Annotated in this window: 19 protein-coding genes; 11 read left to right on the top strand and 8 right to left on the bottom strand. The window is 42.0% G+C overall.

Annotated elements, in window-relative coordinates:
• Nucleotides 1–9 precede the first annotated feature (9 nt).
• On the bottom strand, nt 10–1,110 hold the full coding sequence (locus H0R92_RS03835) for an alpha/beta hydrolase (protein ID WP_432961368.1): 1,101 nt from the start codon (nt 1,108–1,110) through the stop codon (nt 10–12).
• A 166-nt stretch (nt 1,111–1,276) separates the two neighbouring features.
• Between H0R92_RS03835 and H0R92_RS03830 the strand changes: the two genes are divergently transcribed.
• The 4 genes from H0R92_RS03830 to H0R92_RS03815 all read left to right on the top strand — a co-directional run bounded on the left by H0R92_RS03830 (nt 1,277) and on the right by H0R92_RS03815 (nt 6,315).
• The gene (locus H0R92_RS03830) at nt 1,277–2,512 is read left to right on the top strand and encodes a THUMP domain-containing class I SAM-dependent RNA methyltransferase (RefSeq protein ID WP_432961366.1); all 1,236 of its coding nucleotides are present in this window, start codon (nt 1,277–1,279) and stop codon (nt 2,510–2,512) included.
• Nucleotides 2,500–3,096, top strand: a complete 597-nt coding sequence (locus tag H0R92_RS03825) for a TetR/AcrR family transcriptional regulator (protein WP_432961364.1) — start codon at nt 2,500–2,502, stop codon at nt 3,094–3,096. The genes H0R92_RS03830 and H0R92_RS03825 overlap by 13 nt, the downstream gene beginning before the upstream one ends.
• A gap of 12 nt (nt 3,097–3,108) precedes the next feature.
• Complete coding sequence (locus tag H0R92_RS03820; RefSeq protein ID WP_432961362.1) at nt 3,109–3,858, top strand: hypothetical protein; 750 nt, start codon at nt 3,109–3,111, stop codon at nt 3,856–3,858.
• Nucleotides 3,859–3,942: 84 nt separating this feature from the next.
• On the top strand, nt 3,943–6,315 hold the full coding sequence (locus H0R92_RS03815) for an adenylate/guanylate cyclase domain-containing protein (protein ID WP_432961360.1): 2,373 nt from the start codon (nt 3,943–3,945) through the stop codon (nt 6,313–6,315).
• A gap of 14 nt (nt 6,316–6,329) precedes the next feature.
• Here H0R92_RS03815 and H0R92_RS03810 read toward each other — a convergent pair whose 3' ends face one another.
• From H0R92_RS03810 to glgX, 6 genes are all read right to left on the bottom strand, one after another.
• Nucleotides 6,330–7,541: an alkaline phosphatase family protein gene (locus H0R92_RS03810; protein ID WP_432961357.1), complete on the bottom strand. Its 1,212-nt coding sequence runs from the start codon at nt 7,539–7,541 to the stop codon at nt 6,330–6,332.
• Between the two features lie 91 nt (nt 7,542–7,632).
• Entirely contained in the window at nt 7,633–8,262 is a 630-nt protein-coding gene (locus H0R92_RS03805) for a hypothetical protein (RefSeq protein ID WP_432961355.1), read from the bottom strand.
• On the bottom strand, nt 8,252–8,851 hold the full coding sequence (locus H0R92_RS03800) for a hypothetical protein (protein WP_432961352.1): 600 nt from the start codon (nt 8,849–8,851) through the stop codon (nt 8,252–8,254). The genes H0R92_RS03805 and H0R92_RS03800 overlap by 11 nt, the downstream gene beginning before the upstream one ends.
• Before the next feature lie 33 nt (nt 8,852–8,884).
• Nucleotides 8,885–10,711 (bottom strand): S1C family serine protease, encoded by a 1,827-nt coding sequence (locus tag H0R92_RS03795; RefSeq protein WP_432961349.1) that lies wholly within the window; start codon nt 10,709–10,711, stop codon nt 8,885–8,887.
• A gap of 67 nt (nt 10,712–10,778) precedes the next feature.
• On the bottom strand, nt 10,779–13,223 hold the full coding sequence (locus tag H0R92_RS03790) for a glycogen/starch/alpha-glucan phosphorylase (RefSeq protein WP_432961347.1): 2,445 nt from the start codon (nt 13,221–13,223) through the stop codon (nt 10,779–10,781).
• A 22-nt stretch (nt 13,224–13,245) separates the two neighbouring features.
• A complete protein-coding gene (glgX, locus tag H0R92_RS03785) occupies nt 13,246–15,378 on the bottom strand; it encodes a glycogen debranching protein GlgX (RefSeq protein WP_432961344.1) in 2,133 nt (710 codons plus the stop codon).
• 257 nt (nt 15,379–15,635) lie between these two features.
• Between glgX and H0R92_RS03780 the strand changes: the two genes are divergently transcribed.
• Nucleotides 15,636–17,471: a M3 family oligoendopeptidase gene (locus tag H0R92_RS03780; protein WP_432961342.1), complete on the top strand. Its 1,836-nt coding sequence runs from the start codon at nt 15,636–15,638 to the stop codon at nt 17,469–17,471.
• Between the two features lie 19 nt (nt 17,472–17,490).
• Nucleotides 17,491–18,192, top strand: coding sequence for a tRNA threonylcarbamoyladenosine dehydratase (locus H0R92_RS03775; protein WP_432961340.1), 702 nt, complete (start codon nt 17,491–17,493; stop codon nt 18,190–18,192).
• On the opposite strand, the gene H0R92_RS03770 is transcribed toward H0R92_RS03775, so the two are convergent.
• Nucleotides 18,161–19,333: an ATP-binding protein gene (locus H0R92_RS03770; RefSeq protein ID WP_432961337.1), complete on the bottom strand. Its 1,173-nt coding sequence runs from the start codon at nt 19,331–19,333 to the stop codon at nt 18,161–18,163. The genes H0R92_RS03775 and H0R92_RS03770 overlap by 32 nt on opposite strands.
• Nucleotides 19,334–19,453: 120 nt before the next feature.
• Between H0R92_RS03770 and H0R92_RS03765 the strand changes: the two genes are divergently transcribed.
• The 5 genes from H0R92_RS03765 to H0R92_RS03745 all read left to right on the top strand — a co-directional run bounded on the left by H0R92_RS03765 (nt 19,454) and on the right by H0R92_RS03745 (nt 24,021).
• Nucleotides 19,454–20,218: an ankyrin repeat domain-containing protein gene (locus tag H0R92_RS03765; protein ID WP_432961334.1), complete on the top strand. Its 765-nt coding sequence runs from the start codon at nt 19,454–19,456 to the stop codon at nt 20,216–20,218.
• A gap of 916 nt (nt 20,219–21,134) precedes the next feature.
• Nucleotides 21,135–21,917 carry a hypothetical protein gene (locus H0R92_RS03760; protein WP_432961331.1) on the top strand — a complete coding sequence of 261 codons (783 nt, stop codon included), beginning with the start codon at nt 21,135–21,137 and terminating at the stop codon, nt 21,915–21,917.
• 211 nt (nt 21,918–22,128) lie between these two features.
• Nucleotides 22,129–22,473 carry a BrnT family toxin gene (locus tag H0R92_RS03755; RefSeq protein WP_432961329.1) on the top strand — a complete coding sequence of 115 codons (345 nt, stop codon included), beginning with the start codon at nt 22,129–22,131 and terminating at the stop codon, nt 22,471–22,473.
• Entirely contained in the window at nt 22,445–22,759 is a 315-nt protein-coding gene (locus H0R92_RS03750) for a BrnA antitoxin family protein (protein WP_432961326.1), read from the top strand. The genes H0R92_RS03755 and H0R92_RS03750 overlap by 29 nt, the downstream gene beginning before the upstream one ends.
• A 233-nt stretch (nt 22,760–22,992) precedes the next feature.
• Nucleotides 22,993–24,021: an NADase-type glycan-binding domain-containing protein gene (locus tag H0R92_RS03745; protein WP_432961324.1), complete on the top strand. Its 1,029-nt coding sequence runs from the start codon at nt 22,993–22,995 to the stop codon at nt 24,019–24,021.
• Nucleotides 24,022–24,229 lie beyond the last annotated feature (208 nt).

Raw genomic sequence — 24,229 nt, 5'->3', positions numbered from 1 at the left:
GCACCCTTTTTAAGCGTTCGTTTTTTCGGTTTCAAAAGCTTGCGTTATTGAGCGCATATATTCTTCCGTATTGTAAAACCAGCTTCCGATATGCGGCGCACCTTCCGTTAATACAAGTTTTTTAGGCTCCCCCGCCGCTTCGTACAAGCGCCGGGAAGCGGACGGCGGCACAAGGGTATCGGCAGTTCCGTGAAAAACAATAAGATAAAAGCTTTGTGCAGACGCTTGTGCAGATTTTTGCGCAAGACCTTGCCTTTTGTGCAATGTTTCCGCGCTGCGCCGTAAAATCCGGGCAGGACAGTGTGCGGAAAAAAGAAAACCGTTTACAAAAAAATTAATGCAAGAGGCTGCCGCCGCAACGCATTTAAACACGGCTTTTTGCAGGCTCCCCGAAGATAAAAACAAAGCCAATTGGTGCTCCGCTTGCTCGGAAAAAGAAAAAAAACCGCAATCGGCGGCGACAACTTTTAATGCCCTCCGCTCCGCCTCGTATTCCTCACGCACGGCAACAATGCCGAACGCACAGTTGACGACCGATGCGGCGCCCATGGAAACGCCGTGAAGAACAATCCGCAAAGAGGAACCGAAGCGGCGGCACAGATAACGCAGCCACAATGCGGTGTCGGCCGCATCGGTCGTAAGGCCGCCTAAACCGGCAAAACGCCCGCCGCTTTCTCCGTGTGCGCGCAAATCGATGCTTAAAACCGAAAACCCGCGTTTATAATACGATTCGGCCAAATAAGACATACCGCTTGCCGAATCGGAAAACCCGTGTACCAAAAGGGCTATATCCGTATTTTTATTTTCTCCCGGCGGCTGCAGCCACAAATCGCCGCATAACTTGACCCGCTTTAGCGGAATAACGAAAAAACATCGGCGTTTAGCCGAAAAAATCGAAACTTTTTCCGACTTACGCTCGAAAAAGCGGTTTTTTGCTTCGAGTAAAGGAGTTATTATCCTCTCGTCTTTTACATGGGGCGCCCTGTCGACAAAGGAATTTTTTGTATATACGGCACGAACACAACAAAACCTGAACAGCACACTTCCTGCCGCAAAACAAAAAAAAACAAAGCCGGAAGCGGCAAGCAAACAGACAAATACAAAAAGCATAGGTTATTATATACGATAAAAACGGACGTGTACACGGGCTTTGATTTTTTCGGCACAGCTCCGGCACAAACGAACGGTTTTCAAAAATCACCGTTTCCGCCATTGTTCAACTTTAAACGGTCATACATAATTGCGAATTTTGTAAACCTGTGTTATACTGTTACAGATGACGACTCTTGCAGCTTTATGCGCTATCGGAACCGAAAAGATTCTCGCAAACGAAATAAAAAAACTGGGCTTTAAAACCTGCGGCAAAGCGGCCGGCAGAGTTTTATTCCTTTGCCCCGAAAACGAATTGTTTACGCCGAATTTATGTTTGAGAACGGCCGACCGAATCTATTTGCAGGCGGGCGTCTTCCCCGCAGAAGATTTCGACGCGCTTTTTGACGGCGTATACGCTCTTAATTGGCAGGATTTTTTTAATAAGGACGTAAAGCCGCACATAGATAAAATACGACTTCATTCAAGCAAGCTGACTTCCCAGCACAGCGTCCAATCGGTTGTCCATAAAGCGGTTTGTAAAAAACTCGGTTCGGTGTGGCATATGGAAGTGCTGCCGGAAAGCGGCGCTCAAGCGGATATACGCATATATATAGAAAAAAACGTTGTATCCGTTTTATTGGATTTATCGGGAGCGCCTTTAAACCGCAGAGGATACCGTAAAGACGGAGGAAGCGCGCCTATACGGGAAACGCTTGCGGCTTCCCTTTTGCAATTTATGTGCTGGCGCAGAAAAACCCCCTTTCACGATCCTTTTTGCGGGTCGGGTACCATCGCCATAGAAGCCGCGCTTTACGCATATAATATTCCGCCGGGCTTCGGCCGCCGCTTTGCTTTGGAAAACCTCCGCTTTTTCGACCCCCCGCGTGCAGACGAAATTAAAAAGCGGGAGGCGGCAAAAATACGGCCGGAAGTAACGGCGCGCATTACGGGAACCGATATCGATCCTGATGCGGTCGAACGCGCCCGCGCAAATGCCGAACGCGCGTGCGTCAGCGCAGGCAGAGCCCTACAGCTTATCGGAAGCGACCAGCGCATACAAAGACCGCAATTCGATTGCGCCGGCTTTACCGATATAAAAGCGCCTTACGACACGGGCCTTATTATAGCGAATCCGCCGTACGGAGAGCGGCTCAACAGCCAAACGGAGATTCAAGCCCTATATGCGCAAATGAGCTGCCTTTTTACGGATTTTGCACACTGGGATATGGGATTTATTACGGCATCAAACGAATTCGAAAATCTTATAGGAAAACGCGCGGCTTCGGTTAAAAACCTCAAAGGCGGCAATTTGGATACTTTTTTTTATATATATCAAAACGCGCCCGCCGGCCGAAAAGACGAACACAAAGACGGCACGGCTCACAGTTTTGAAAAACGGAGGACAAGATGGGAATCGTAGTAGACCACGAACAACGCAAAAAAGTCATTTTAAAAAAAGCACTCGATGTGATTATTGAAGAAGGCTATGAGGACGCCACCTTCCAAAAAATCGCCGACCGCTGCGGAATTACGCGCACCACCTTGTATATTTACTTTAAAAACAAACGCGAAATTTTTTTATGGAGCATTAAGCAATTAACCGAAGGTTTGGAAAAATCTTTACAATTGATTATGAACGACAAAAACCGCAGCTGCAAAGACAGGCTTTTGGCCGTTCTTGAAAACATCGTTCAAAGCTGCATAGAAAACCGCCAATTGTTCCGCGTAATTTTAGCTTATCTTATTCAAATACAAAAAACGGGTAAAAACCCCGGCGACCGTGTGCGCCGCCGCATTGTACGCTTGCGCCACTTGCTTTCGACCCTTTTAATCGAAGGCAAAAAAAACGGCGAATTCAAACAGATAAACGTAAAGGCGGCAAACGAAATGTTTTATTCGCTTATCGAATCCGCCATCTTCCGCCTCGCTATCCTCGACCAGCAAACCGTGGACGAAATGCTGTGCTCTTTACAGCTTGCCGTCGCGGGGATAAGCAAAGACTAAGGAAAACCTAATATGAAAAAATCTTTTAAAGTTGTTTTACCGTTTATCTTGATGATAAGTATACATTCTTTTTTAACGGGTCAAACGGACAACAGTATAGTACAACTGGAAATTCTGCGCGACAAAGAACCGTCTTTGGCGTTGTCGGAATTTACGCCATGTTATGAATATGCGTCGCTTTTTTATCAAGACCTTTGTTTCCGCTTTGATTTATTACGGCGCGCAGACAGAATTCACCTTCGAAAATCATGTAAAACGATATTCGATTTTTTAAAGCAAGGCTACAAAGTCCGTTTTGTTGTAAAAAATTATGAAGGAGAACAGGATTTGCGTTTTAATTTTTCACATTTGGAAAATGAAACCGATACCTTGTTAATACTTTCAAATTACAATGCGGTTGAAAACAGGATTCTTAAAAACAACGAAGGTTTTCAAGACGCATGGGCATTGTTGTATTATATTATTGACGGAAAACCGATTTATTATAAAGATGTCGACAAAAGAGAAGAGCAAAACGAAAACTCTAAAAATATTTCTCAACTCAGAGCTTCTTTAAAAAACAATCCGACACCCCTTGCATATATAAACATTGTCGAATTATACTATCGGAATAATAAAATTAAAAAGGGATTAACATATTTACAAAAAAATAAAGATAAAATAATTGCAATAAGTATTCCTTCGAATGAAAAAGGGAATATTCACGACCTTATTGCCTGTGTAGAAGAATCCGGACGGGCATTGGAAATGCTGACTCAATAGCAAATACTTAAAAAGTTCTGCCCGTCCGTTCCGTTTTCATGTGTTATCCCTTGTATCAGGTGTTATATTAAAAAAGGAAAAAAAATGAGTGTTATTTTTGAAAAAATCCGAAAAATGAAAAAAAAGGTTATCGCTTCATCCTATCCGTTCAAAGTCCTTTCCCTTGTTGTTTTTACCGTACTTATGTTTTTCCCCTTCAGTATGGATAAAATGGATTTGTTCAATCGGGAACAGCCTTCCGTTTTACTGTATCCTTTTACCGTACTTTTTTCGGGAATAATAGAGCGCGGATTTAACTTTTTATACATAAGCTGTTTTTTGCTTTTCCTTATTCCCGCTGCTTTTATTACAATTTGTGTTTCTTTTTTCCAAAAAAAAATAACGGGAAAAATAATCTATCTTTGTGCCCTTTTTCCTACCACCTTTTATCTTTCAACGTCCATTGCAGGAATGGTTTTGTTTGCAAACACCCCGCGCTGGTTTTATTCTTTAAGCCCGCTGGTATATTCGGCCTTTTTTACCGCTTCTATTTTTCACTTTTTTTTAATCGCACTCGGAATTATTTCAATAAAATCACAAAGCTCTTCTTATTTGGAATATAAACAACTTCTAAAGGAAGAAGAAAAAAAAGAAAATGCCGCCCGCATCAAAATAATTGAAAAGTATAAAAAACGAAAAAATGCGGAACGCAGTTTAAAAGAAAAAATCCTTACCGTAAAAACCCTGCTAAAAAGCATTATACGGTTTTTTAAACACACACCAAAAAAAACATATATAAAAATAAAGGTTACCATCGTTATTCTTTTTACAATACTTGTTATTCTTTCAACCTTTATCTATACCGATTTAAAAAACTATAAAACTCTTTTGACACAAACAGTCAATAACACCGGTACGAATTTGGCCGAGCAGGTTGCGGCAATATATGTGTTTTCGGACGGTCTTCATTCAAAAATAAGTGCTTTTTTTGAAGGCATAAAAAAAACAAACGCTTCTTCTCCCTTCCCGTTTGAAAGGGTAGACATTATTACAACAAACAGTAAAACACCGCTTTTTATCGAAAAAATCGATTTTTTTACCGAATTTCCCCTTTTTGACGTGTTTTCGTATACGACTGCGGCCGGACACGTCCGCACTATCCCTGCCGACGAAAAATTTATTTCGCCGGGAACTGCCGCGCTGTATATAGAGCATTGGCAAAACAAACAAACCGAAAACATCCCCCTTTATAACCCCGAAAAGGGCACCTATCTATACCTGCGCCCCGTATTATTTTCGCGAAAAGACGGTCAGCGGCTTGTGGGGTTTTCCGTCGTTACCTATATGAAAGAAATTTTGGACAGGCCCTATTTTCAAGCAAAGGTCTTTATTTTTTCGCTTTCGGCGGTTTTTTTCTATGCTTCAATAATCATTACCCTCTTTCTTGCCGATTTTATTGCAAACCCCATTCTCTTTTTATGCGGAAACATCAGAAAAACCGCCAACACCCTCGGCGATATGCTTGCCGGCAGTGCAAAAATCGATGCGGACAAACTTGTTTTTGAAGAAACCGTCAATACCCGGGATGAAATAAAAAATCTTTCGGTAGAAATAAAAAACATCGTTTCGCTTGTGCGCGGAATGCTGCCCTATGTTTCTTTTCAAACCGTCCAAAATGCGGAAAAAAAGATAAGCCGTCCCAGCACAACACGGGATTTGTGCTTTTTGTTTACGGATATACGCGGATTTACCAACCTTTGTGAAACAATGCCCCCGAAAGAAGTTATACGCCTTTTAAATCGTTACCTCGACATCGAAACAAAAATCATCTTTGATAACGGCGGCGACGTCGATAAATATGTGGGCGATGAAATAATGGCTGTTTTTTCCGGCCCGAAAAAGGAAATAAACGCATGCAAGGCGGCAATGGAAATACGGAAAGCAATGCAGCGCGAAAAGCAAATAGCCTTAAAAGAGGGCGATACCGCCATTTCAATAGGAATCGGAATTAATTCCGGCTCCGTAGTGTTCGGCTCTGTCGGTTCCGAAACAAGAAAAGACCTAACGTCGATAGGAGATACCGTAAACCTTGCCGCCCGCCTTGAAAGCGCAAACAAAGAATACGGCTCCAAATCGATTATCTCGGAAGCTGTATACGAAAGTTTAAACAACCTTTTTGTTTGCCGTGAACTTGACTTTATAACGGTAAAAGGAAAAACAGAACCCGTGCGTATTTTTGAAATCCTGCAAGCAAAAGATTCGGCGGCGGAAAAAATTTATGAAATAAAACGACTTTTTGAAACAGGCCTTTCTTATTACCGAAAACGAAAATGGAAGCAAGCCGAAAAATATTTTTCCGAAGCGGCAGAAAAATACAACGACGCTCCCTCAAAGGTGTTTTTAAAAAGAGTTGCCCGCTATCAGGAAAACCCGCCCAGGCCGGGATGGAAGGGCGTATTTGTTATGAGCGTAAAATAATAAAACGGCACAGCTTACATAGAAACGCCCAAGAGAAGAGCGGCAAGCTTTGTAACGTCAAGAACGGACGAACACACAAAACCGTCCGTTTTTTTATTAACGGCGCAAAAAACACCGTAGTGCGGCCGGTCAAGGGGATAACCGTGTGTACCTTTTTCGTAATGCGTGTCGCCGAAATGGCAGCCTTTTTTTGCGCATACTCCGAAAAGTGCGCCGCTCGAATACAACGGAGAAGGGGCATCAAAGCCGGATTCTTTCATCTCCTCTACCGATAACAAACGCTCAACTCCTTCAATGTCCAAAACCGCTTTTTTTATGCGCGCTATTTCTTCGCTCTTTTTATCTGTCGGGTCTTTTGCAAACAAAAACGCACTGCCGCCGGCATAGTGAAAAAAATATCGGTAATCGCTTATAATGTTTACCTTTTTTTTAAATACTTCGTCATAGCTTTCGGTTTGTTTTAAAAAACCCGCCGTTTCGAGCATCTTGTTCGGATGAAGATTTGTGTGTACATCAAGCTGAGCATGGTCGGAAAACACGATAACGCTCGTATTTTTTTCCAAAACGGCACAAATTTGTCCCAAAAAACCGTCCAAATATTCTAAGGCTTTTTTTGTTTCGGGAGCTTTTCTTCCGTATTCGTGGCAAATCGTATCGAAGCTCGTTAAGTGTAAAAGCATAAAATCGGGTTTTTTTTCACGAATTATATCGCGCATAACGTGAACGGCAAAATTATCGAGGGCGGGCTGGGAAATACCGTGCATTAAATGCCGGTGGCGGAAAAAAGCCTGCATTTGAATAAAAAAAGAGCCGGCTTTTAAATTCTGCACCACTTGATTTTCACCTTTTCGTATAACAACCTCGGGCAAATTCCAGTGTATATCCTTTGCGTAGCCGGTAACCGGCCATAAAACAGCTGCCGTTTTAAGTCCTTTTTCGCGGGCGGCCTGCCACAGGGTTTTTGCGCCAATGCGGCGGCTGTCGTAACACCACACTCCTTCTTCTGCGGGGTCTATAAAGGTATTCGATATAATACCGTGTTTATTCGGCGGCACCCCCGTCGCAACAGAGGTATGAACGGGATAGGTGTTCGATACAAAAACGGTTTTCATATCGCGGAACAGCATTCCCTGCCCCGCAAGCCGGCTGAAATTCGGCAGTGCAAGCAATTCGTCAAGCTCGTCACACCCGACCGCATCAAAGCTGATTAACAAAACCTTATTCATAGCTCCTCCGCTCTCCGCAAAAGCGGTACACAAAACTATATAAAAAAAGCGGGAGGATTAAAAAACCGCCCCGCTTTTATACAGTTTTATGCTATTTGTCCGCCTTTTTTTCGGGCTTTAACAAAACGGCGCGCGTTAACGGCACCTCTTTTCCCAATTTTGTGTTTAAAAGGGCTTGGGCTTCATCAAACTCGTCCCTTGTCTTTATGTTATCAACGACAAAGTTGTCGCCCGCAAAGCTGTACTCATAACTTCCGATGTAAATATATTTATCTTCGCCCGTAATTTTTACATCCATAAAGAAGGGCAAAAAGATATGGCGGGAGCGTGCCTTATATATATTTCCCGCAACGTCTATTTTCTTTGCTCCTTGCGTAAATAAAAACACAAAAAATCCGTCCAAAGGAAAGGTGCCGTCTTTAGGTATTTTTACGGGAATAAAAAAATAATCGCCGATAATCGTATCGATGGGAACCCCTATCAGATCTTTATATTTCGGATTCGGTAAAAATCCGTATACATGAGCCTTGTCTTTCAGAGCAGGATCGAGGTCGAGCGTTTTTATATAAAAATCTCTGTCGATATCTTGAAGCATCGAAACGCGCCCCACCAGCATTACGTAGGATTTTCCCGGTTCTTTGACATTTTCGGTTGCAAACACGGCGGCGCTTAAAAACAACAAACATACCGCTGCGGTTATTATTTTGATTTTATTTTTCATTTTTCAATTCCTCCATTCTGGCTTTGAAAAGCGGCCCCCATGCTGTGTCCGCATATACCTTATAAGCGCTTTTTACGGCACGCAGTTCGGCTTCTTTGCGCTCTTTTGCCGTTTTGGTATCCTTTTGGTTTTTTGCAAATCCCGGTTTTAAGGTTTCAATCGAATCGCCGAAATAATATATTCCCGTTTTTTCTGGAACAATAAATTCCGAATCCGTGTTTCCGTTAAGACCGTGCAAATAATATGTCGTCGTTACATTGTTTCCCATATGAACAACCGTCCAATCAAAATATTGGTGATATCGGCCGCCGGGAACAAGGGGCAAGGAAACCGCACCTTCGTTTTCCGTATAAAAATACGCATGACTCGGAGCTTTTTTAGTATTGGCTTGAAACCAAAGTCCTCCGGTAAAACCCGGTTCGCCGTAAATCACGAGCATTTCTTCCGGACTTCCTTTAATGTCTTTTGCCAAATCTTCACGGGCAGATTGTTTAAATATGGAGTCGATCAAAGATAAGCATCCGGTAAAAAATAAAGACGCCGTAAAAATCAGACATAAAAGAATAAAACCTGTTTTTTTCGCTTTCATTTTATTTCTCCTTCATTATACGATTAACTGTGACTAAAACACAACTATCACGGAAAACACAAGGCTGTTTTTTTGTATTTTATTCCGTGCTTTGTTCTCAAACAGCGGTTGCTGCTGTTGATATTTATACGCGATTCCCAACAAGGCATTTGCATTGGCTCCGAAATCATAACCCAGCCTTACACCCGGCTCAAGACCGATTACCAAGCCGCCGGCATTCTCTATCGAAAAAAAGCCGACAAGATTCAGCCCGACGCTGCCGGTAAGATAGGGAAACACATGTACTTTTTTAACGGTCATAGGCACTTGCAGACAAACCGCAGGGCCTACTATAAGCCGCAAATTCTTGTATTCTTGTACAGTATTAGTAACGCTGTCTTTAATAAAAACGGAACGAGAGTCTACGGAAACAAAAGCGCCGGCACCGAACCAATGGATATCGGAAGAATCAAAATCGGGAAAATTAAAATATGTCACACTTGACCCGCTTGAAAGCCCTTTTGTAAGCGAAAGATCAAATCCGACTTGAAGATAGGAATTATAGGTGCTTTCAAAAGAAAAGTTTTCCGATTTTTCTTTTGCTTTTTTTTGTTTTTCTTTTTTTTCTTGCCCTTCGGCTTTTTTTGTCCTTTCTTTTTCGGAAAATTCTTCTTTATCTTGTTTGTCCGCCGTTTCCAGCCGCCAAACGCCGTGTTCTTTTATCCATATCGTTTCGGAAGCTTTTTCGGCTCCCGCCGTTTTTAAAGGCAGTATATAGGTTCCGGCGGAAGTTTCGGATAATTCTCCCGCATCGATTTGTACGGTATCGTCTTTGTCGTGAAATTTCGTCCACACGTGCCAAGCAACGGCGTAGCGCATTCCTTCTAGCGGAGAATAATTATCAAAAACCGCAATGACAACCGAACGCACGGCAGAAGGAGCCGACGAAAGCGCTTTGATAAAAAGCTCTTTTCCTTCGGCGGCAACATAGTCGTATGAAATATACTTTACTATATCCGTAAAGGCGTTATTTTTTTTGGAAAGGGCCGTTATAAAAGACTTTGTACGGCTTTGTACGGCTTCACGCGAAGAGGTTTGTTCTCCGGTTTCCAAAACTTTTTTTATATATGTTTGAACGGTTATTGCGGGAATGGAATAATTGGTATCCTGCCGGCCCCTATACTTCCACGTATTCACACCGACAACGGCATAGCCGGTTTCGGCGGATTTATCCGCTGTCAAAAGAGGGCCTCCGGAGTTTCCGCCGTCGATTTGCGCCGAGTGCTGAATAAGAGAGGAAATTTCCGGATCTATCAAATCTTTTATGCGGGCCGATGCATTTGTAACCGACCCCTTACCCAGCTGCCACAGCGGTTCCCCTGCAAGACCCGGGAAGCCTGCGGTTAATACTTCCTGTCCGTCTTCTATCTTTTTGGAACTGAAGGTCAGTCCTTTTTTAAAAGGATTGACGCCTTTGGGAAAACTTAAAATTGCCAAATCGATTTCTTCATCGGCATTTAGAACTTTTAAATTGTCGTATTTTGTCAATCCGCCGTCGGGGCCTTCAAATTCAATCGAAACCGTTTCCGCCTGCGATACGACATGGCGGTTTGTAATAATATAGTTTGTGCCGTCGGAAGCAACATAGACAAATCCGGAACCGAACCCGCCTTTTAAATAAGAATCGATCGCTTTTGCATACGACGTATACCCCGTTGTTTGCAAAAGATCGCGGTATTCTTCGAGTATGGAAACGCTTGCAGGATAATATTTTTCCCGAACGATTCCTACATAATTTTTTACCTGCGAAAAAACGGCAACAGGAAGCAAAAAAAACAATATACATAAAAGCCGTTTTGTTTTCGCCGTTTGTGTAAACATTCTAACCTCCTGGTTTGTTATATTCTAAACAAAATTCTTTTTTATGTAAAGCTGCGCTTTTTCCATATCAATCAATTTTTATCTTTTTAAGTTTCCATATATCACGCACATAGTCTTCTATTGTTCGGTCGGACGAAAATTTAGCACAGCGGGCAATGTTCAAAAGCGTTTTTTTTGCCCAGCCTTCACGGTCCGTATAGGCGGCGGCAACGCTTTCCTGTGCGCGGCAATAGGCGTCAAAGTCGGCAAGGACGTAGTATACATCCGGCCTCTGCCCGTCTACGCCGTACACAAGCGAATCGTACAATTCCTGAAAAAAAGGCCGCGCATCGCCGAACGTTCCGTCGGTAAGCTGCTGCAGGGCTTTTGCAAGACCGGCATTACGGTCGATGTATGCACGGGGATTATAAGACTGCGCTTTTTCCATCGCAAGAATTTCGTCGGCTTTTAAACCGAAAATAAAAGCGTTTTGCTCATGAACTTCTTCAACGATTTCTATATTTGCTCCGTCCAGGGTTCCCAGCGTTAAAGCGCCGTTCAGCATAAACTTCATATTGCCCGTACCCGATGCTTCTTTTCCGGCAGTGGAAATCTGTTCGGACACATCGGCGGCGGGGAAGATTTTTTCGGCGGCGCTTACGCGGTAATTTTCCACAAAAACAACCCGAATTTTTCCGCGCACCCGTTTATCGGTATTTATTTTTACGGCAACGGCATTTATTAATTTTATAATTGCTTTGGCGCGCCGGTATCCGGATGCCGCCTTTGCACCGAAAATAAAGGTACGGGCAGGCGGATTAAAATCTTCGTCGTCCAAAATACGATTGTATAAGTATATAATATGCAAAACATTTAAAAGCTGGCGTTTATACTCGTGCAAGCGTTTTATATGTACGTCGAAAATCGATTCGGGATCCAAAAACTCGTTTTGTGTCGCCTTAAGCCAGGCGGCCAAATCTTCTTTATTTTGCTGTTTTATTTCGAGCAGTTCTTTTAATACCGCCGTATCGTCGATATATGTTTCGAGATTTTTTAAAACAGACAAATCCGTTTCCCAGCCGCTTCCGGCGTATTTTGTAATAAAAGAAGCAAGTCGCGGATTTGCGCTCAACAACCAGCGGCGCTGTGTAACACCGTTTGTTTTGTTATTGAATTTTTCAGGATAAAGATGCGCCCAATCTTTTAATTCTTGCGTACGCAAAATTTCGGAGTGAAGGGCCGCAACTCCGTTTACACTGAAAGAAGCATGGATTGCAAGCCATGCCATATAAATCATTCCGTTGCGTATAATACTCATACGGTTTTGCTTATCGTAATCGTCGGGAAACCGGGTGCGTAAATCCGAAAGAAATCGGCGGTTTATTTCTTCTACGATTTGATACACACGCGGCAGCAACCCTTGAAAAATATCGATGGGCCACTTTTCCAACGCTTCGGCAAGTATCGTATGATTCGTATATGCAAAGGTTTTGGTTACAACAGCCCACGCTTCATCCCACTCCAACCGATGCTCGTCCATAAGAAGACGCATAAGTTCGGGAATCGCAACTACCGGATGTGTGTCGTTTAATTGAATGACGTGAAGGTCGGCAAATTTCGAAAAATCTTGTCCGTAAACGGCGGTATAAGAGCGAATCATATCCTGCAAGCTTGCAGAGCAAAAAAAATACTGCTGTTTTAAACGCAGCGCTTTTCCCGAAGGGCCGTTGTCGTTCGGATACAACACACGGGAAATATCTTCGGCGGAATTTTGTTTTTCGACGGCGCGCTTATAGTGCATATCGTTAAAAAGCTGCAAATCAAAGCCTTCCGGCGAAGACGCTTCCCACAGACGCAGCGTATTTACCGTTTTTGTGTCGTATCCGACAATCGGCGTATCGTAGGGGGTTGCCGTTACCCGTTCGGCGTTTTCAAGCGAAAAATAGTCTCGGCCGTCGGCTTCATGGCGAACCGAAACGGATCCGCCGAAAAGAACTTCCACAGCCAAATCACTGCGCCGTATTTCCCACGGGTCGCGGTTTTTCAGCCAATTATCGGGATATTCGACCTGAAAGCCGTTTTCTATGCGCTGCTCAAACATACCGTAGCGGTAACGTATACCGTAGCCGACGGCAGGATAATTCAATGTCGCAAGCGAGTCCAAAAAACAAGCGGCAAGCCGTCCCAAACCGCCGTTTCCCAGTCCCGCATCGGGTTCTTGCTCTTCTATTGTATTATAGTTAAACCCCATTTTTTCCAAGGCATTTACCGCTTGGTCTTTTATACGCAAATTGATTAAATTGTTGCTCAACGCCCTGCCCATAAGAAATTCCGCTGAAAAATAATAGATGTGCCGAACCTTATCCTTTTGATGCGCCAGCCGGGTTTTTTTCCAGTTTTCCATAATCACATCCAACACAGCAGCGGCGGCCGCATCGTATACATCATGATTGTCTGCATGTAAATCCGTATCATATTGTTTTTTTAAACGATTTTTTACGGATTTTTCAAAAGCAAAAATGTCAAAGTCCATTTGTATCTCCTTGTTATACTGTTTACCTTGCAATTAAAACGGCCATTGTTCTGCCGCATAACGCGTACTCGCTTTCATCTAAAACGGCTTCTTTGTCTTTGTCAAAAAAATCATTCGGCGATTCAAAAGAAGTATCGGCGCAGCGGTACCACCTTTTACCCGGTTGTGCGTCGGGAATTTTTACATGTAAGGTTTCTTTTCCCGCATTGCACATAAGATAAAAGTCGTTATCGTCTTTTTCACTGTGTATTTCCACCTTGCTTCCGTCTATAAGACAGGCAAGAAAGTGCGCTTGTTTATCCCAGTTAAAAATATTTCCCTTGTGATCGAACCAGGAAATATCGGGTACGTTGTTTTCGGAAAGATCCTGTCCGAGAAAAAATTCCGGGCGGCGAAACGCCGGATGCCGCATTCTGAACGCAATTGCCTTACGGGTAAAACTAAAAATATCCTCATGGCGGTTTTTCAAATCCCAATCGAACCAAGACAATTCGTTGTCTTGGCAATAGGCATTGTTGTTGCCGTTTTGCGTCCGCCTAAACTCATCTCCGCCTAAAAGCATGGGCGTTCCCTGCGATAAAAACAATGTTAAAATCATGTTTTTTATTTGCCGTTTGCGGACGCTTTCTATTTCCGGATCGCCGGACGCACCTTCATGTCCGTAATTGCAGCTGTAATTATTATCCAAGCCGTCCCTGTTGTCTTCTCCGTTTGCTTTATTGTGTTTTTGTTTATAAGAAACCAAATCGTTTAAAGTAAATCCGTCATGGCTTGTTAAAAAATTAATCGAATGAAAGGGTTTCCGGCCGTCGCGTAAATATAAATCGGAACTTCCCGCAAGACGGGTCGCGGTTCCTCCCGTAAAAAACTTATCGCCCCGCCAAAAACGGCGGATATCGTCGCGGAAGCGGTCGTTCCATTCCGCCCAGCGGCCGCCGGGAAAACTTCCCACTTGATAGGCTCCGCCGCCGTCCCAGGCTTCCGCTATAATTTTTGTATTGCGCAAAAGGGGATCTTCGGCAATCCTTTCAAGCATAGGAGGATTTTCCATCAAGCGCCCCTTTGTATCGCGCCCCAAAATCGAACCCAAATCAAAGCGGAAACCGTCCACATGCATTTCGCTTACCCAATATCGAAGACAATCGATAATATAGGTACGCACCGCCGGATGATTACAGTTCATCGTATTACCGCAGCCGGAAAAATTTTTATATAACCGCTTGTCCTTTTCTTCAAGCATATAGTAAACGGAATTTTCAAAGCCGCGGAAATTCAAAGTAAACCCTTTTTCATTTCCTTCGGCGGTATGATTGAACACAATGTCTAAAATAACTTCCAAGCCGTTTTTATGCATTTCGCGTACCATTTCTTTAAACTCGGCCACGCATGCTCCCGGATTTTTATCGGCGGCGTAACCGACCTTCGGAGCAAAAAAAGAAATGGTACTGTATCCCCAATAATTCTTTAAAATCTGTTTTGTTTTCGGGTTGATATTCGTGTTTTCATTTTCATCGAATTCCTGCACCGGCAAAAATTCTACCGATGTAACTCCCAAGCTCTTCAAATACGGTATCTTTTCAATAAATCCGCGGTAAGTTCCCCGCTGTTTAACTTCCGAATTCGTATTTTGCGTAAAACCTTTTAAATGCGTTTCATAGATAATGCTGTGCTGCAGAGGATAGTTGAGCGGTTTATCGCCCTGCCAATCAAAATCATCGTCGTCGATAACCACGCATTTCGGCATAACAAAAAAATGCCCGTCTTTTTCGCAAAGAGCCTTTTCCTTCTTTTTTTTCTCATTGTATTTAAATGCAAAAAAAGAAGAATCGGTTAAAGCTTTTGCATACGGATCTATTAAAAACTGACTTTTATCAAAACGGTGTCCCTTTTCCGGATCAAAGGGGCCGTCAACTTGATACAAATACAAGGCTCCGGCGCTAAGGCCGTGAATATGAATATGCCAAATATCGCCTGTGCGGTTTTGATGCGGATCAAGATTAAAAATGTGACAGGGTTTGTTATCTTGGGGATTGCTAAAAATAGCCAAAGAAACCGATTCGGCGCTGCGTGAAAATACGGAAAAGTTTACCCCCCTATCGGTCGGGTTTGCTCCGAAGGGAACCGGTTTTCCGTTTTGTACGATAAATTCAAGCATAAAATTCAGTATATCACAGTATGAATTTTTTTTCCATAAAAACACGTAAGCCGTCATCAAACGCCGATGTACGTTGACCCGGTTCGGCTGTTTTTTTGCAGCTTAATTTTCCACAGGTTTTCCACAAAGAAAAAAAGACGGTGCTCGGTATAAACAAACGACAGGCTGTTGCCCAAAGCTTTAAATCGGTATATGATAAAGAATAAAACGTTTATATGCAGGCGGATTTTACCGCCGGGTTTTTAACAGGAGTTTATATGAAAAAAACACAGTCTAAAATAAAAGCGCCCAAATGGGATTTATCTTCGATTTATTCTTCCGTTGAAGGAGAAGATTTTCGCCGTGCTTTAAAAAATTTGGAAAAAGGCTTTAATGCAATGCAAAAAAGCCTTTTAGACAACAAAAAAGACGACAATTTTCCCCTGTGGCTAAAAAAAACCTTAATGCTGCATAATGAAACCGGCGCTTTATACCAATCGCTTTTATCCTATGCAAATGCTGCCTATACAACCGATACGACAAATACTCAGTATTTAAACGCCGTTTCGGTTTTACAGGAAAAAGGTTTAAAAGCAAAAGAGCTTGACCGTTCGTTCCGCGCCATTTTAACCGCACATGCACAAGAACTCGACAAGTTTTACACAAGTTTTCCACAACATGAAAAATACCGCTTTATTTTGGAAGAAGCCGTAAAAGCTCAAAAACATCAAATGTCGGATAAAGAAGAAAGCGTTGCAAACGATTTACAGCGTTTCGGCGCCGACGCATGGAGCCGCTTACAGGAACAAATCATCTCCAACGCCGTCGATACGGAAACGGGTAAAACCTTTAACGAACTGCGCAACGAAGCCTACGCCGCAGAACGAAAGATACGGAAAACCGCCTACGAAAAAGAAACGGCGCTTTTAAAGCAAAACGAAATCGCCTTTGCAGCCTCTTTAAACAACCTCAAAGCGGCGACCATCAGCCTGAACAAACGGCGCGGCTGGAAAGAGGCGATAGAGCGCAGCTTGTTCGAATGCCGCATGAGCCGTAAAACTCTGGATGCCCTTATCGGCGCAATGGAAGACGCTTTGCCCATGTGGCGCTCCTATATGAAAACCAAGGCAAAACTGCTCGGTATTGAAAAATGCGCCTTTTACGATATATTCGCTCCTTTAAAAGCGCCGCAAAATAAAACGAAGGGAACAAATCCCGAGCACGGTTCGGAGCCGCACGCCGAAAAGGTGTGGACCTTTAACGAGGCAAAAAAGTATATTATAGAACGTTTTTCATCTTTTTCCGAAGATATGGGAAACTTCGCCCGCCATGCGTTTGAGCACAACTGGATAGACGCCCAAGTGCGGCGCGGAAAAGTCGGCGGCGCATACTGCACGGATTTTCCCTTCCACAAGGTAACCCGCGTTTTGTCCAACTTTACGGGAACCTTTTCCGACGTTACCACCCTCGCCCACGAACTGGGACATGCCTATCACGGATGGTGCGTCAAAGACTTGGACTATCCGCAAACCCTGTACCCGATGACCCTCGCCGAAACCGCCAGCATCTTTGCCGAAACCATCGTTATGAAGGATCAGCTTTCAAAAACTTCGGGCTTTGAGCGGGCAAAGCTGATTGAAATGCACTTGTCCGACGGCAATCAGGTATTGGTCGATATTTTATGCCGTTTTTATTTTGAGCGCTCGGTTTTTGAAGAACGTTCAAAATCCGAATTGTCCGCGGCGGATTTTTGCCGGCTTATGGCAAGGGCGCAAAACGATACCTACGGAAACGGCCTTTCCAAAGAGCGCCATCCCTATATGTGGGCGGTAAAAAGCCATTATTATATACCGGAGCTGGACTTTTACAACTTCCCTTATGCCTTCGGTCAATTATTCGCCCTTGCCCTGTACGCGCGCTTTGAAAAAGAAGGCTCATCCTTCCCCGAAGTATATACCGCCTTACTTAAAGATACGGGCTCTTATTCCTGCGAAACCGTATGCCGCAAAGCGGGCTTTAATATCGAATCGAAGGATTTTTGGGCACAAGGCATACGCGTCTTTGCCGAAGAATTAAAAGAATTAAAGGCATACGCCGCCTCGCTCAAAAAATAAAACACCGGAAGCTTAAAACGTGGAAGCCGAATCGCCCTTAAGCCGTACCGAAACCCTCATCGGAAAAGACGCCCTTCAAAAGCTGAACAACGCGAAAGTCGCCCTGTTCGGCTTGGGCGGCGTCGGTTCCTACGTTCTCGAAGCCCTTGCCCGAAGCGGCGTCAAAAACTTTGTTTTGGTCGATAACGACCGCATAAGTCCTTCAAACATAAACCGCCAGCTTTTAGCCCTTTATTCCACCGTCGGCCAATTTAAAACCGAAGCGGCAAAAAACCGCGTTACGGATATAGCCCCCGATATGCAGCTTACCTGCTTAAACCTTTTTTATTCGGCGGAAAATGCCGCAGAAGTTGAAAAACACCTTGCGGACTGCTCGTACATTGTGGACGCGATAGATACGGTAAGCTCAAAACTGCTTTTAATAGAAACGGCACGGCGCCTGCATATTCCGATTATCAGCTCTATGGGAACGGGTAACAAGCTCGACCCCTCGCGCTTTGAAACCGCCGATATTTTTAAAACAAGGGTGTGCCCCCTCGCGCGCGTTATACGCACCGAATTAAAAAAACGCGGCATCGCCTCTCTTAAAACCGTCTTTTCAACCGAAGTGCCCCGCATTTCATGTAAACCGCCCGCAAGTATCGCCTTTGTTCCCGCCTCCGCCGGTCTTCTTATCGCAAGCGAAGTAATTAAAGATATAACGGGTTATTCCACGACATAACTTTTCCGTATTGCGTAGTAAAGGACTGTTCTCCGGCATAAATAAGGGTTTTGGTATTGTTCGTGTTTCCCGGAAATTTTGCCCATTTTTCCATATTGGAAAAATAATCGGAGCTCATCGTTTCTCCTGACTTGATTTCATAGGCTTCAATAATTTCTTTTCCTTCTTGTGTAAGAGAAGTTTTTAACAAGTCGATTTCAAGCCCCGTTTTATCGCGCCAATAGGAAAAATCCGGTTCAAACCCGCGATTATATTCATTACAAACAAAACCGTTTATAATCATGTTTTCAAAAAGGTTCCCGCGAAGATAGTGGGTAGACAGCTGTTCTCCGCTTTTCAGTCCCAGTAAATAAGAGGCTAAGCCCGTGTCCGTAAAATATATTTTCGGCATCTTTGTAAGACGTTTTGTAAAATTCCTGAAATCGGGCTTTAACTTATAGATTATAAAACTTGTTTCAAGCAAAGCAAGCCATCTTGTCGCGGTTGTAGCCGAAATTCCGCAATCATTAGCCAAGGAGGTTATATTTACAAGCTGCCCGATTCTTCCCGCACACAGTTTTATAAATTTGGTAAAAAGCTGCAAATCGCCGATATTTTCCACGTTTCGTATATCCCGCTGTACATAGGTTTCAAAATAATCGGCATAATATCTTGCTGGCGGAATGTGTTTGTCGTAAATACGCGGATAACCGCCCGTATAAATGTAGTCGTATACGTTTTTATGCAAAAGATTTGCCTCTTGCAATTCCGTTTGCGAAAAGGGCATGAGTTTAAGAACGGAACATCTTCCCGCTAACGACTGAGAAATCGACTTCATAAGCTGAAAATTTTGAGAGCCGGAAAGGACATATTGTCCCGAATCTCCCGTTTTATCCGTTTTTGTCTGCAAATACGAGAAAAGCTCGGGAACCCGCTGTGCTTCATCGATGATTGAACGCTCCGAAAACGACGATAAAAACCCTCTGGGATCCGTTTTACAAAATTCCCGTATATCGGGGTCTTCAAGGGAAACATACTTCCAATCGGGCAAAACATCTTTTAAAAACGTCGTTTTCCCGGACTGCCTCGGACCGGTAACAATCGTTATCGGGTAAAATTGCAATGATTGTAAAAAGGTTTTCTTTATCTTTCGCCGTATCATGGTTTTATTATAACGGACAAATTCACTTTTGAAAAGTGAATTTGTCCATATTAAAAAAAAGAAAATAAAATGGAGACTATATACAATATGTGGTATAATGGAAACGGGAGCTGTAAATAAATGAATGTAAAAAGAATAATTTTATATGTACTGATTACGATATCGGTTTTGTCGGTTGTTTCCTGTAAGGAAGAGTTTCCTACATTGGAAGATTTTGCCGAATATTCAAAGTATCTGGAAAACGGAGATTTGGAGGGTGTAAAAAGATATTATAAAAGATTCGGTCCCCGATCGGTAGAACAATACGGTCTTGAAGGGTTATTTATGATAAATCCTTTGGAGGGAGCCTTATATTATAATCATTACGACATTGCAGAATTCCTATTAAAAAAAGGAGCAAATCCTGATGCGATATCACCGACAATACATATGCCGATAATATTTAATTGCATTGTAAATAATAATATAAAAGGACTTGAGTTGTTGATTAAATATAACGTAGATGTTTCTGTCTTTACCAATTCTAATGGTTATAGCACGTTATCGTATGCAGCAGCAACCGGCGTAGAAGTACTTGATGTAATTTACAAAAAGACAAAAAATATAAATATAAAAAATGAAGATAATGCAACGGCATTGTTCAGTGCGGTTATTATGGGGCATTTTGATTGTGTAAAGTTTTTGGTTAATCACAAAATAGATGTAAACGCTATAAATTCCATAGGATGCAGCGCTCTTATGTATGCGGTAAATAGCGGTAGAATAGATATTTGCGAATATTTAATAGAACACGGAGCGGATATAAGTATTGTTGACAATGAAGGATATACTGCAAAGTGGATTGCCGATGAGTTGGGATTACAAATCAAAGGACTGACATATTAAATAATTTTATAGGTGTTAAGTGCGATGTATATACAAAAAGAGGTTAAAAATACCCATAGAAACTTTCAAGTCTGCGGGTTTTTACGCAGTAAAAACCCGATAAGCACGGCTCGCATTGAGAGCCGTGCGACAGTGGGCAAAGCCGATTAAATTTTCATCGATACTGAGGGTTAATTTTCCCGCCACAGCCGCCTCCTTACGTATTAATTATAAATCAATACGTATACAAGGTCAAGAATTTTGAGTCGGTATATTGCAACGACTTTATTTTAAACATTACAATCAAAACAGATATAGTGTGTTGTGCAGCTTCGCCGAAACGGTTCTTTGCATAGCGCTTATGTAAAGTATGTGGTATAATAGGGAAAGGAGAAATCGGGAATGAAGAGAAAAATAATATTGATGTGTTTATATTCTTTAGAAAATATTCATTACACAAATAGATGGTTATAGAAAAGTCTATTCGGAATGAGTTATGATGGATGTATTAAATTTTTTTCTGGAAGTATTGCTGTATTTAGTTATGTATAATGCAATGTTTCTTGATTTTGTGTTTAATTTAGGTGGTCCTCTGGTCGATTCGACATATGGGCTTTCAGTTCTTCTTCTTCCATTGGAAATAACTTATATAACTGTATTTTTAATTTCCGTGATAAAAAAGAAAAAGAAACTTATGTTTATATGTATAGGAATTTTTATATGTTTGTTGGTTAAAAGTATCTATAACCACATTGTATATTAGGTTTTGTGCTGCAAGCAGGAATAAAGATATATACAAAGGGGGTGTACCATACAGAAAAACTTAACCGGCTGCGAGACGATATGTTTTAATTACCGGAGACAGCGGTATTCTTATCGGGAATATTTATTGGAGAACTACGTTCGCTTTTATACGGTGGTGAAATAGAGGTACTTTATGATAAAAAAGATATTAAAGAAAATACTACAGGTTTTTTTGATTCTTTTAGCCGCATGTATCGGATTATTTTTAATTATGGTGGTGTATGTAGTTATTGACGATAAAAAACAAGCGGAAAAAGAGCGGATTGCAGAAAAGGCATATACGTATGAACAGCTGCAGAAATTTACGGACGTTTTGAATCCGCTAGGGACGTATTTTTGGGATGAGTTCCCTGAATTAAAAGCGAAATATAATTTATCTAACGAAGAATCGATGATATTGGGAGCTTGGACCGGACTGGAACAGCCCAGTGTTGCAACATATTGGTTTTTCCCGAATAAGCTTTTTTACATGTTGCGTGAGGTATACTATCCTCATGGCAAAAAAAAATATATGGGTGCACTTATAGGTATTTGGTTCATTAATAACGGTATATTAAATGTTAAAATTATTGGAAATCTATATTGGGAAAAAGAAAGTATTTACAAATTTTGCGAACCGACAGAGTCACAGTTAATTAACGTTGAAGGTATTGATCCGATAGGATATACAAAGACACCCATGGCACTGGCGACAATCCCGGAAAACATAAGAAAGCAGTTGAGTAAAAAAACATTTAAACAGAAACCTGTTCGGATGGTACGTTCGCTTGTTTCTTATAGTCCCTTTAAAGAAGAATATGTTTCATATGGCTATTTCAAATATGTTGAAGAAATGGCACGAGAGAACCTAAGCGGGGAAGAAATAGCGAATAGTTCTGAATTGGTGCACCGTTTTTTTGATACCCCGCCGTTTTAGCCCTATCATGATTCAATATATAGAAGAGGGTAACGAAGGATGATTGGACAAAGGCGCAAGCTTCTAAAGGACGAAAAGGTGTGTATACAAAAGAGTTTAACTATCGGCGAGTTTTTACGCAGTAAAAACTCGCTAAGCACGAGCTCCCCTAAGGGAGCCGTGCGACACTTTCCCCTACAAAAATATAAAACTTGACTTATGTACACAGCTAATGTACAATAATATTGTGGAACGGAATACCGATTTTGTTTATTTGAAAACTTTCGTATGGGACACGGAAAAAAATGAGATAAACAAAAAGAAACACCATATTTCTTTCGAGCTTGCCGTGAGGGTTTTTAATGATCCTTATTTGATAAAGCAGTATGATAACGTGAACTCGACACTTGAAGAAGAAAGATGGAAGTGTACCGGAAAAGATTTGCAATCGGGAACATTTCGGACACTTACAGTATCGATAACCGAGCGGGGAGAACGGAAAAGAATCTTTTCCGCACGAAAATCAAATCAACGGGAGATTAAAGATTATGAAAAAAACGCAGCAGCATTCTTATAAAACAATCGATTTTCCGCCCCTGACAGACGAACAAAAAAAGGAACTTGAATATCTGGATAAAATGCCCGACAGCGAGATCGATTACTCGGACATTCCGGAGCATCTGGACACTCCGGTTGTATCTTATTATTTCAAATCTCTAAAAGTGCCCAAGACGGATATTCATACAAAAATCGACAATGACAATCTTGCCTGGCTTAAACAGGGCGGCAGAGGATATCAGGCACGGCTCAACAATGTTATACGCTGGGCGCGGCTCAATAATTGTCCTATTATTCAGATGTAATATAACAAGCATTATATAGACGCGTGAGAAATTGAAACTGAATGCTACGCGCCGCCCATAAGTAACGAAGGGGAAGCTTAAACGGACTCGCTACTTCTCCCGACGGTAAGGTTTCTGCCGGTTGTTTTGTAAATGATTGTGAAACCATAAAGTATATACAAAATTATATAACAAATAAATGGGAAATATCGTATCCGTATGATATTTTAATGAATATAGAGTAGGGAGATGAAATGAAGAGGATTTATATATTTATTTATGTTATATTCTTAGCCCCAATCTTGTTGTTTTCGTTCGACTGGTATAAAGAATTACAATTAAATTTTATTGATACAGAAGGTTTAGAACTTGGAAATTCCTATGAAAATTATGGATATATATGTCAGAGGCAAAATAACAAATTATTAATTTTTGATACAAGGAAATTTGATTATACGCAGTACCCTTATGTTTATTTGGACAAACCGCAACATGTGAGTATTCAGGATTTTATTTTGGAGAAATCAGGATTCTTAAGATTTTCTTACAATGAACAGATATATCAAATCATATTGGGAAATGAATATTTTGCACTTTTAGGTAACGAACATGGCCTCCATCTTTTTACCGGAAAAGTTCCCTACTGGAAAGAAAAAAGAAAAATCTGGGACAGTATATATGATTTGGTATTTTCAGGGAACAGAAATTTTCCACCTGAATCAATTCCTTTTTCTTGGATAGTTGAAAATGTTACACAAAGTTCGTTTCTTACAGAACAGACAGACGGAATTGTATTTAAGTATTCCGGTGTCAACATAGAAAACTATCTTATTGAGATTATGTTTGGCGGTACAGAAGTTAATATTACTTGTTTCCCCTGGGTGGAAAACGCTGCTGGAAACGGAATCGGAGAATGGATAGAACTCGAACTTGGCAGCCCCCAAAACACGATGTATATATTAAACGGTTTTGTAGACGGAACCCGCCCGCATTTATATAAAATGAACAGCCGAATGCAAACGGCATTGGTTGAAGGAACAACGGCTGACGGAAAAAAGATAAGCCAAACGGTACGCTTTGAAGACTTCGTATATTTTAGGACAATAGTGTTTGCAGAACCTGTTAAGCGGGTACGTATTACAATTAAAAGCGTATACGAAGGCGATAAATGGCAGGACACGGCAATTTCCGCTATTATGTTTCCTGCCGGTGAATGGGAAAAAAGCGAAGATAAGATAACATGGAAACCCAATTGGACAGAAGAAAGGCTGCGGAATTGGTAAAGGATGCACAATTACACAGGAAAGATAGGGCAGATAAGAGTTATAGGAATAAGTATCGTAGCATAGCTTCAGATAACGAAGGGGAAGCGGACAAGGGCGGCGACAGTGGGCAAAACCGATTAAATTTTCATCAGCGAAAAAGAAAAACCGTTCCCCAGAAGGCGTTTTTGCTAAAGCCGGTTTATGAGAGCCTTTTTTTCCGGTACGT

The sequence above is a fragment of the Treponema sp. OMZ 840 genome (assembly GCF_050937815.1).
Taxonomy (GTDB): domain Bacteria; phylum Spirochaetota; class Spirochaetia; order Treponematales; family Treponemataceae; genus Treponema_C.
Note: the sequence above shows the minus strand (reverse complement) of the source record. Positions and strands in the feature narration are given on the sequence as shown.

Coding starts and splice junctions, on each gene's coding strand:
- H0R92_RS03835 (WP_432961368.1), bottom strand. CDS start 1,110: ATGCTTTTTGTATTTGTCTGTTTGCTTGCCGCTTCCGGCTTTGTTTTT.
- H0R92_RS03830 (WP_432961366.1), top strand. CDS start 1,277: ATGACGACTCTTGCAGCTTTATGCGCTATCGGAACCGAAAAGATTCTC.
- H0R92_RS03825 (WP_432961364.1), top strand. CDS start 2,500: ATGGGAATCGTAGTAGACCACGAACAACGCAAAAAAGTCATTTTAAAA.
- H0R92_RS03820 (WP_432961362.1), top strand. CDS start 3,109: ATGAAAAAATCTTTTAAAGTTGTTTTACCGTTTATCTTGATGATAAGT.
- H0R92_RS03815 (WP_432961360.1), top strand. CDS start 3,943: ATGAGTGTTATTTTTGAAAAAATCCGAAAAATGAAAAAAAAGGTTATC.
- H0R92_RS03810 (WP_432961357.1), bottom strand. CDS start 7,541: ATGAATAAGGTTTTGTTAATCAGCTTTGATGCGGTCGGGTGTGACGAG.
- H0R92_RS03805 (WP_432961355.1), bottom strand. CDS start 8,262: ATGAAAAATAAAATCAAAATAATAACCGCAGCGGTATGTTTGTTGTTT.
- H0R92_RS03800 (WP_432961352.1), bottom strand. CDS start 8,851: ATGAAAGCGAAAAAAACAGGTTTTATTCTTTTATGTCTGATTTTTACG.
- H0R92_RS03795 (WP_432961349.1), bottom strand. CDS start 10,711: ATGTTTACACAAACGGCGAAAACAAAACGGCTTTTATGTATATTGTTT.
- H0R92_RS03790 (WP_432961347.1), bottom strand. CDS start 13,223: ATGGACTTTGACATTTTTGCTTTTGAAAAATCCGTAAAAAATCGTTTA.
- glgX (WP_432961344.1), bottom strand. CDS start 15,378: ATGCTTGAATTTATCGTACAAAACGGAAAACCGGTTCCCTTCGGAGCA.
- H0R92_RS03780 (WP_432961342.1), top strand. CDS start 15,636: ATGAAAAAAACACAGTCTAAAATAAAAGCGCCCAAATGGGATTTATCT.
- H0R92_RS03770 (WP_432961337.1), bottom strand. CDS start 19,333: ATGATACGGCGAAAGATAAAGAAAACCTTTTTACAATCATTGCAATTT.
- H0R92_RS03765 (WP_432961334.1), top strand. CDS start 19,454: ATGAATGTAAAAAGAATAATTTTATATGTACTGATTACGATATCGGTT.
- H0R92_RS03760 (WP_432961331.1), top strand. CDS start 21,135: ATGATAAAAAAGATATTAAAGAAAATACTACAGGTTTTTTTGATTCTT.
- H0R92_RS03755 (WP_432961329.1), top strand. CDS start 22,129: ATGTACAATAATATTGTGGAACGGAATACCGATTTTGTTTATTTGAAA.
- H0R92_RS03750 (WP_432961326.1), top strand. CDS start 22,445: ATGAAAAAAACGCAGCAGCATTCTTATAAAACAATCGATTTTCCGCCC.
- H0R92_RS03745 (WP_432961324.1), top strand. CDS start 22,993: ATGAAGAGGATTTATATATTTATTTATGTTATATTCTTAGCCCCAATC.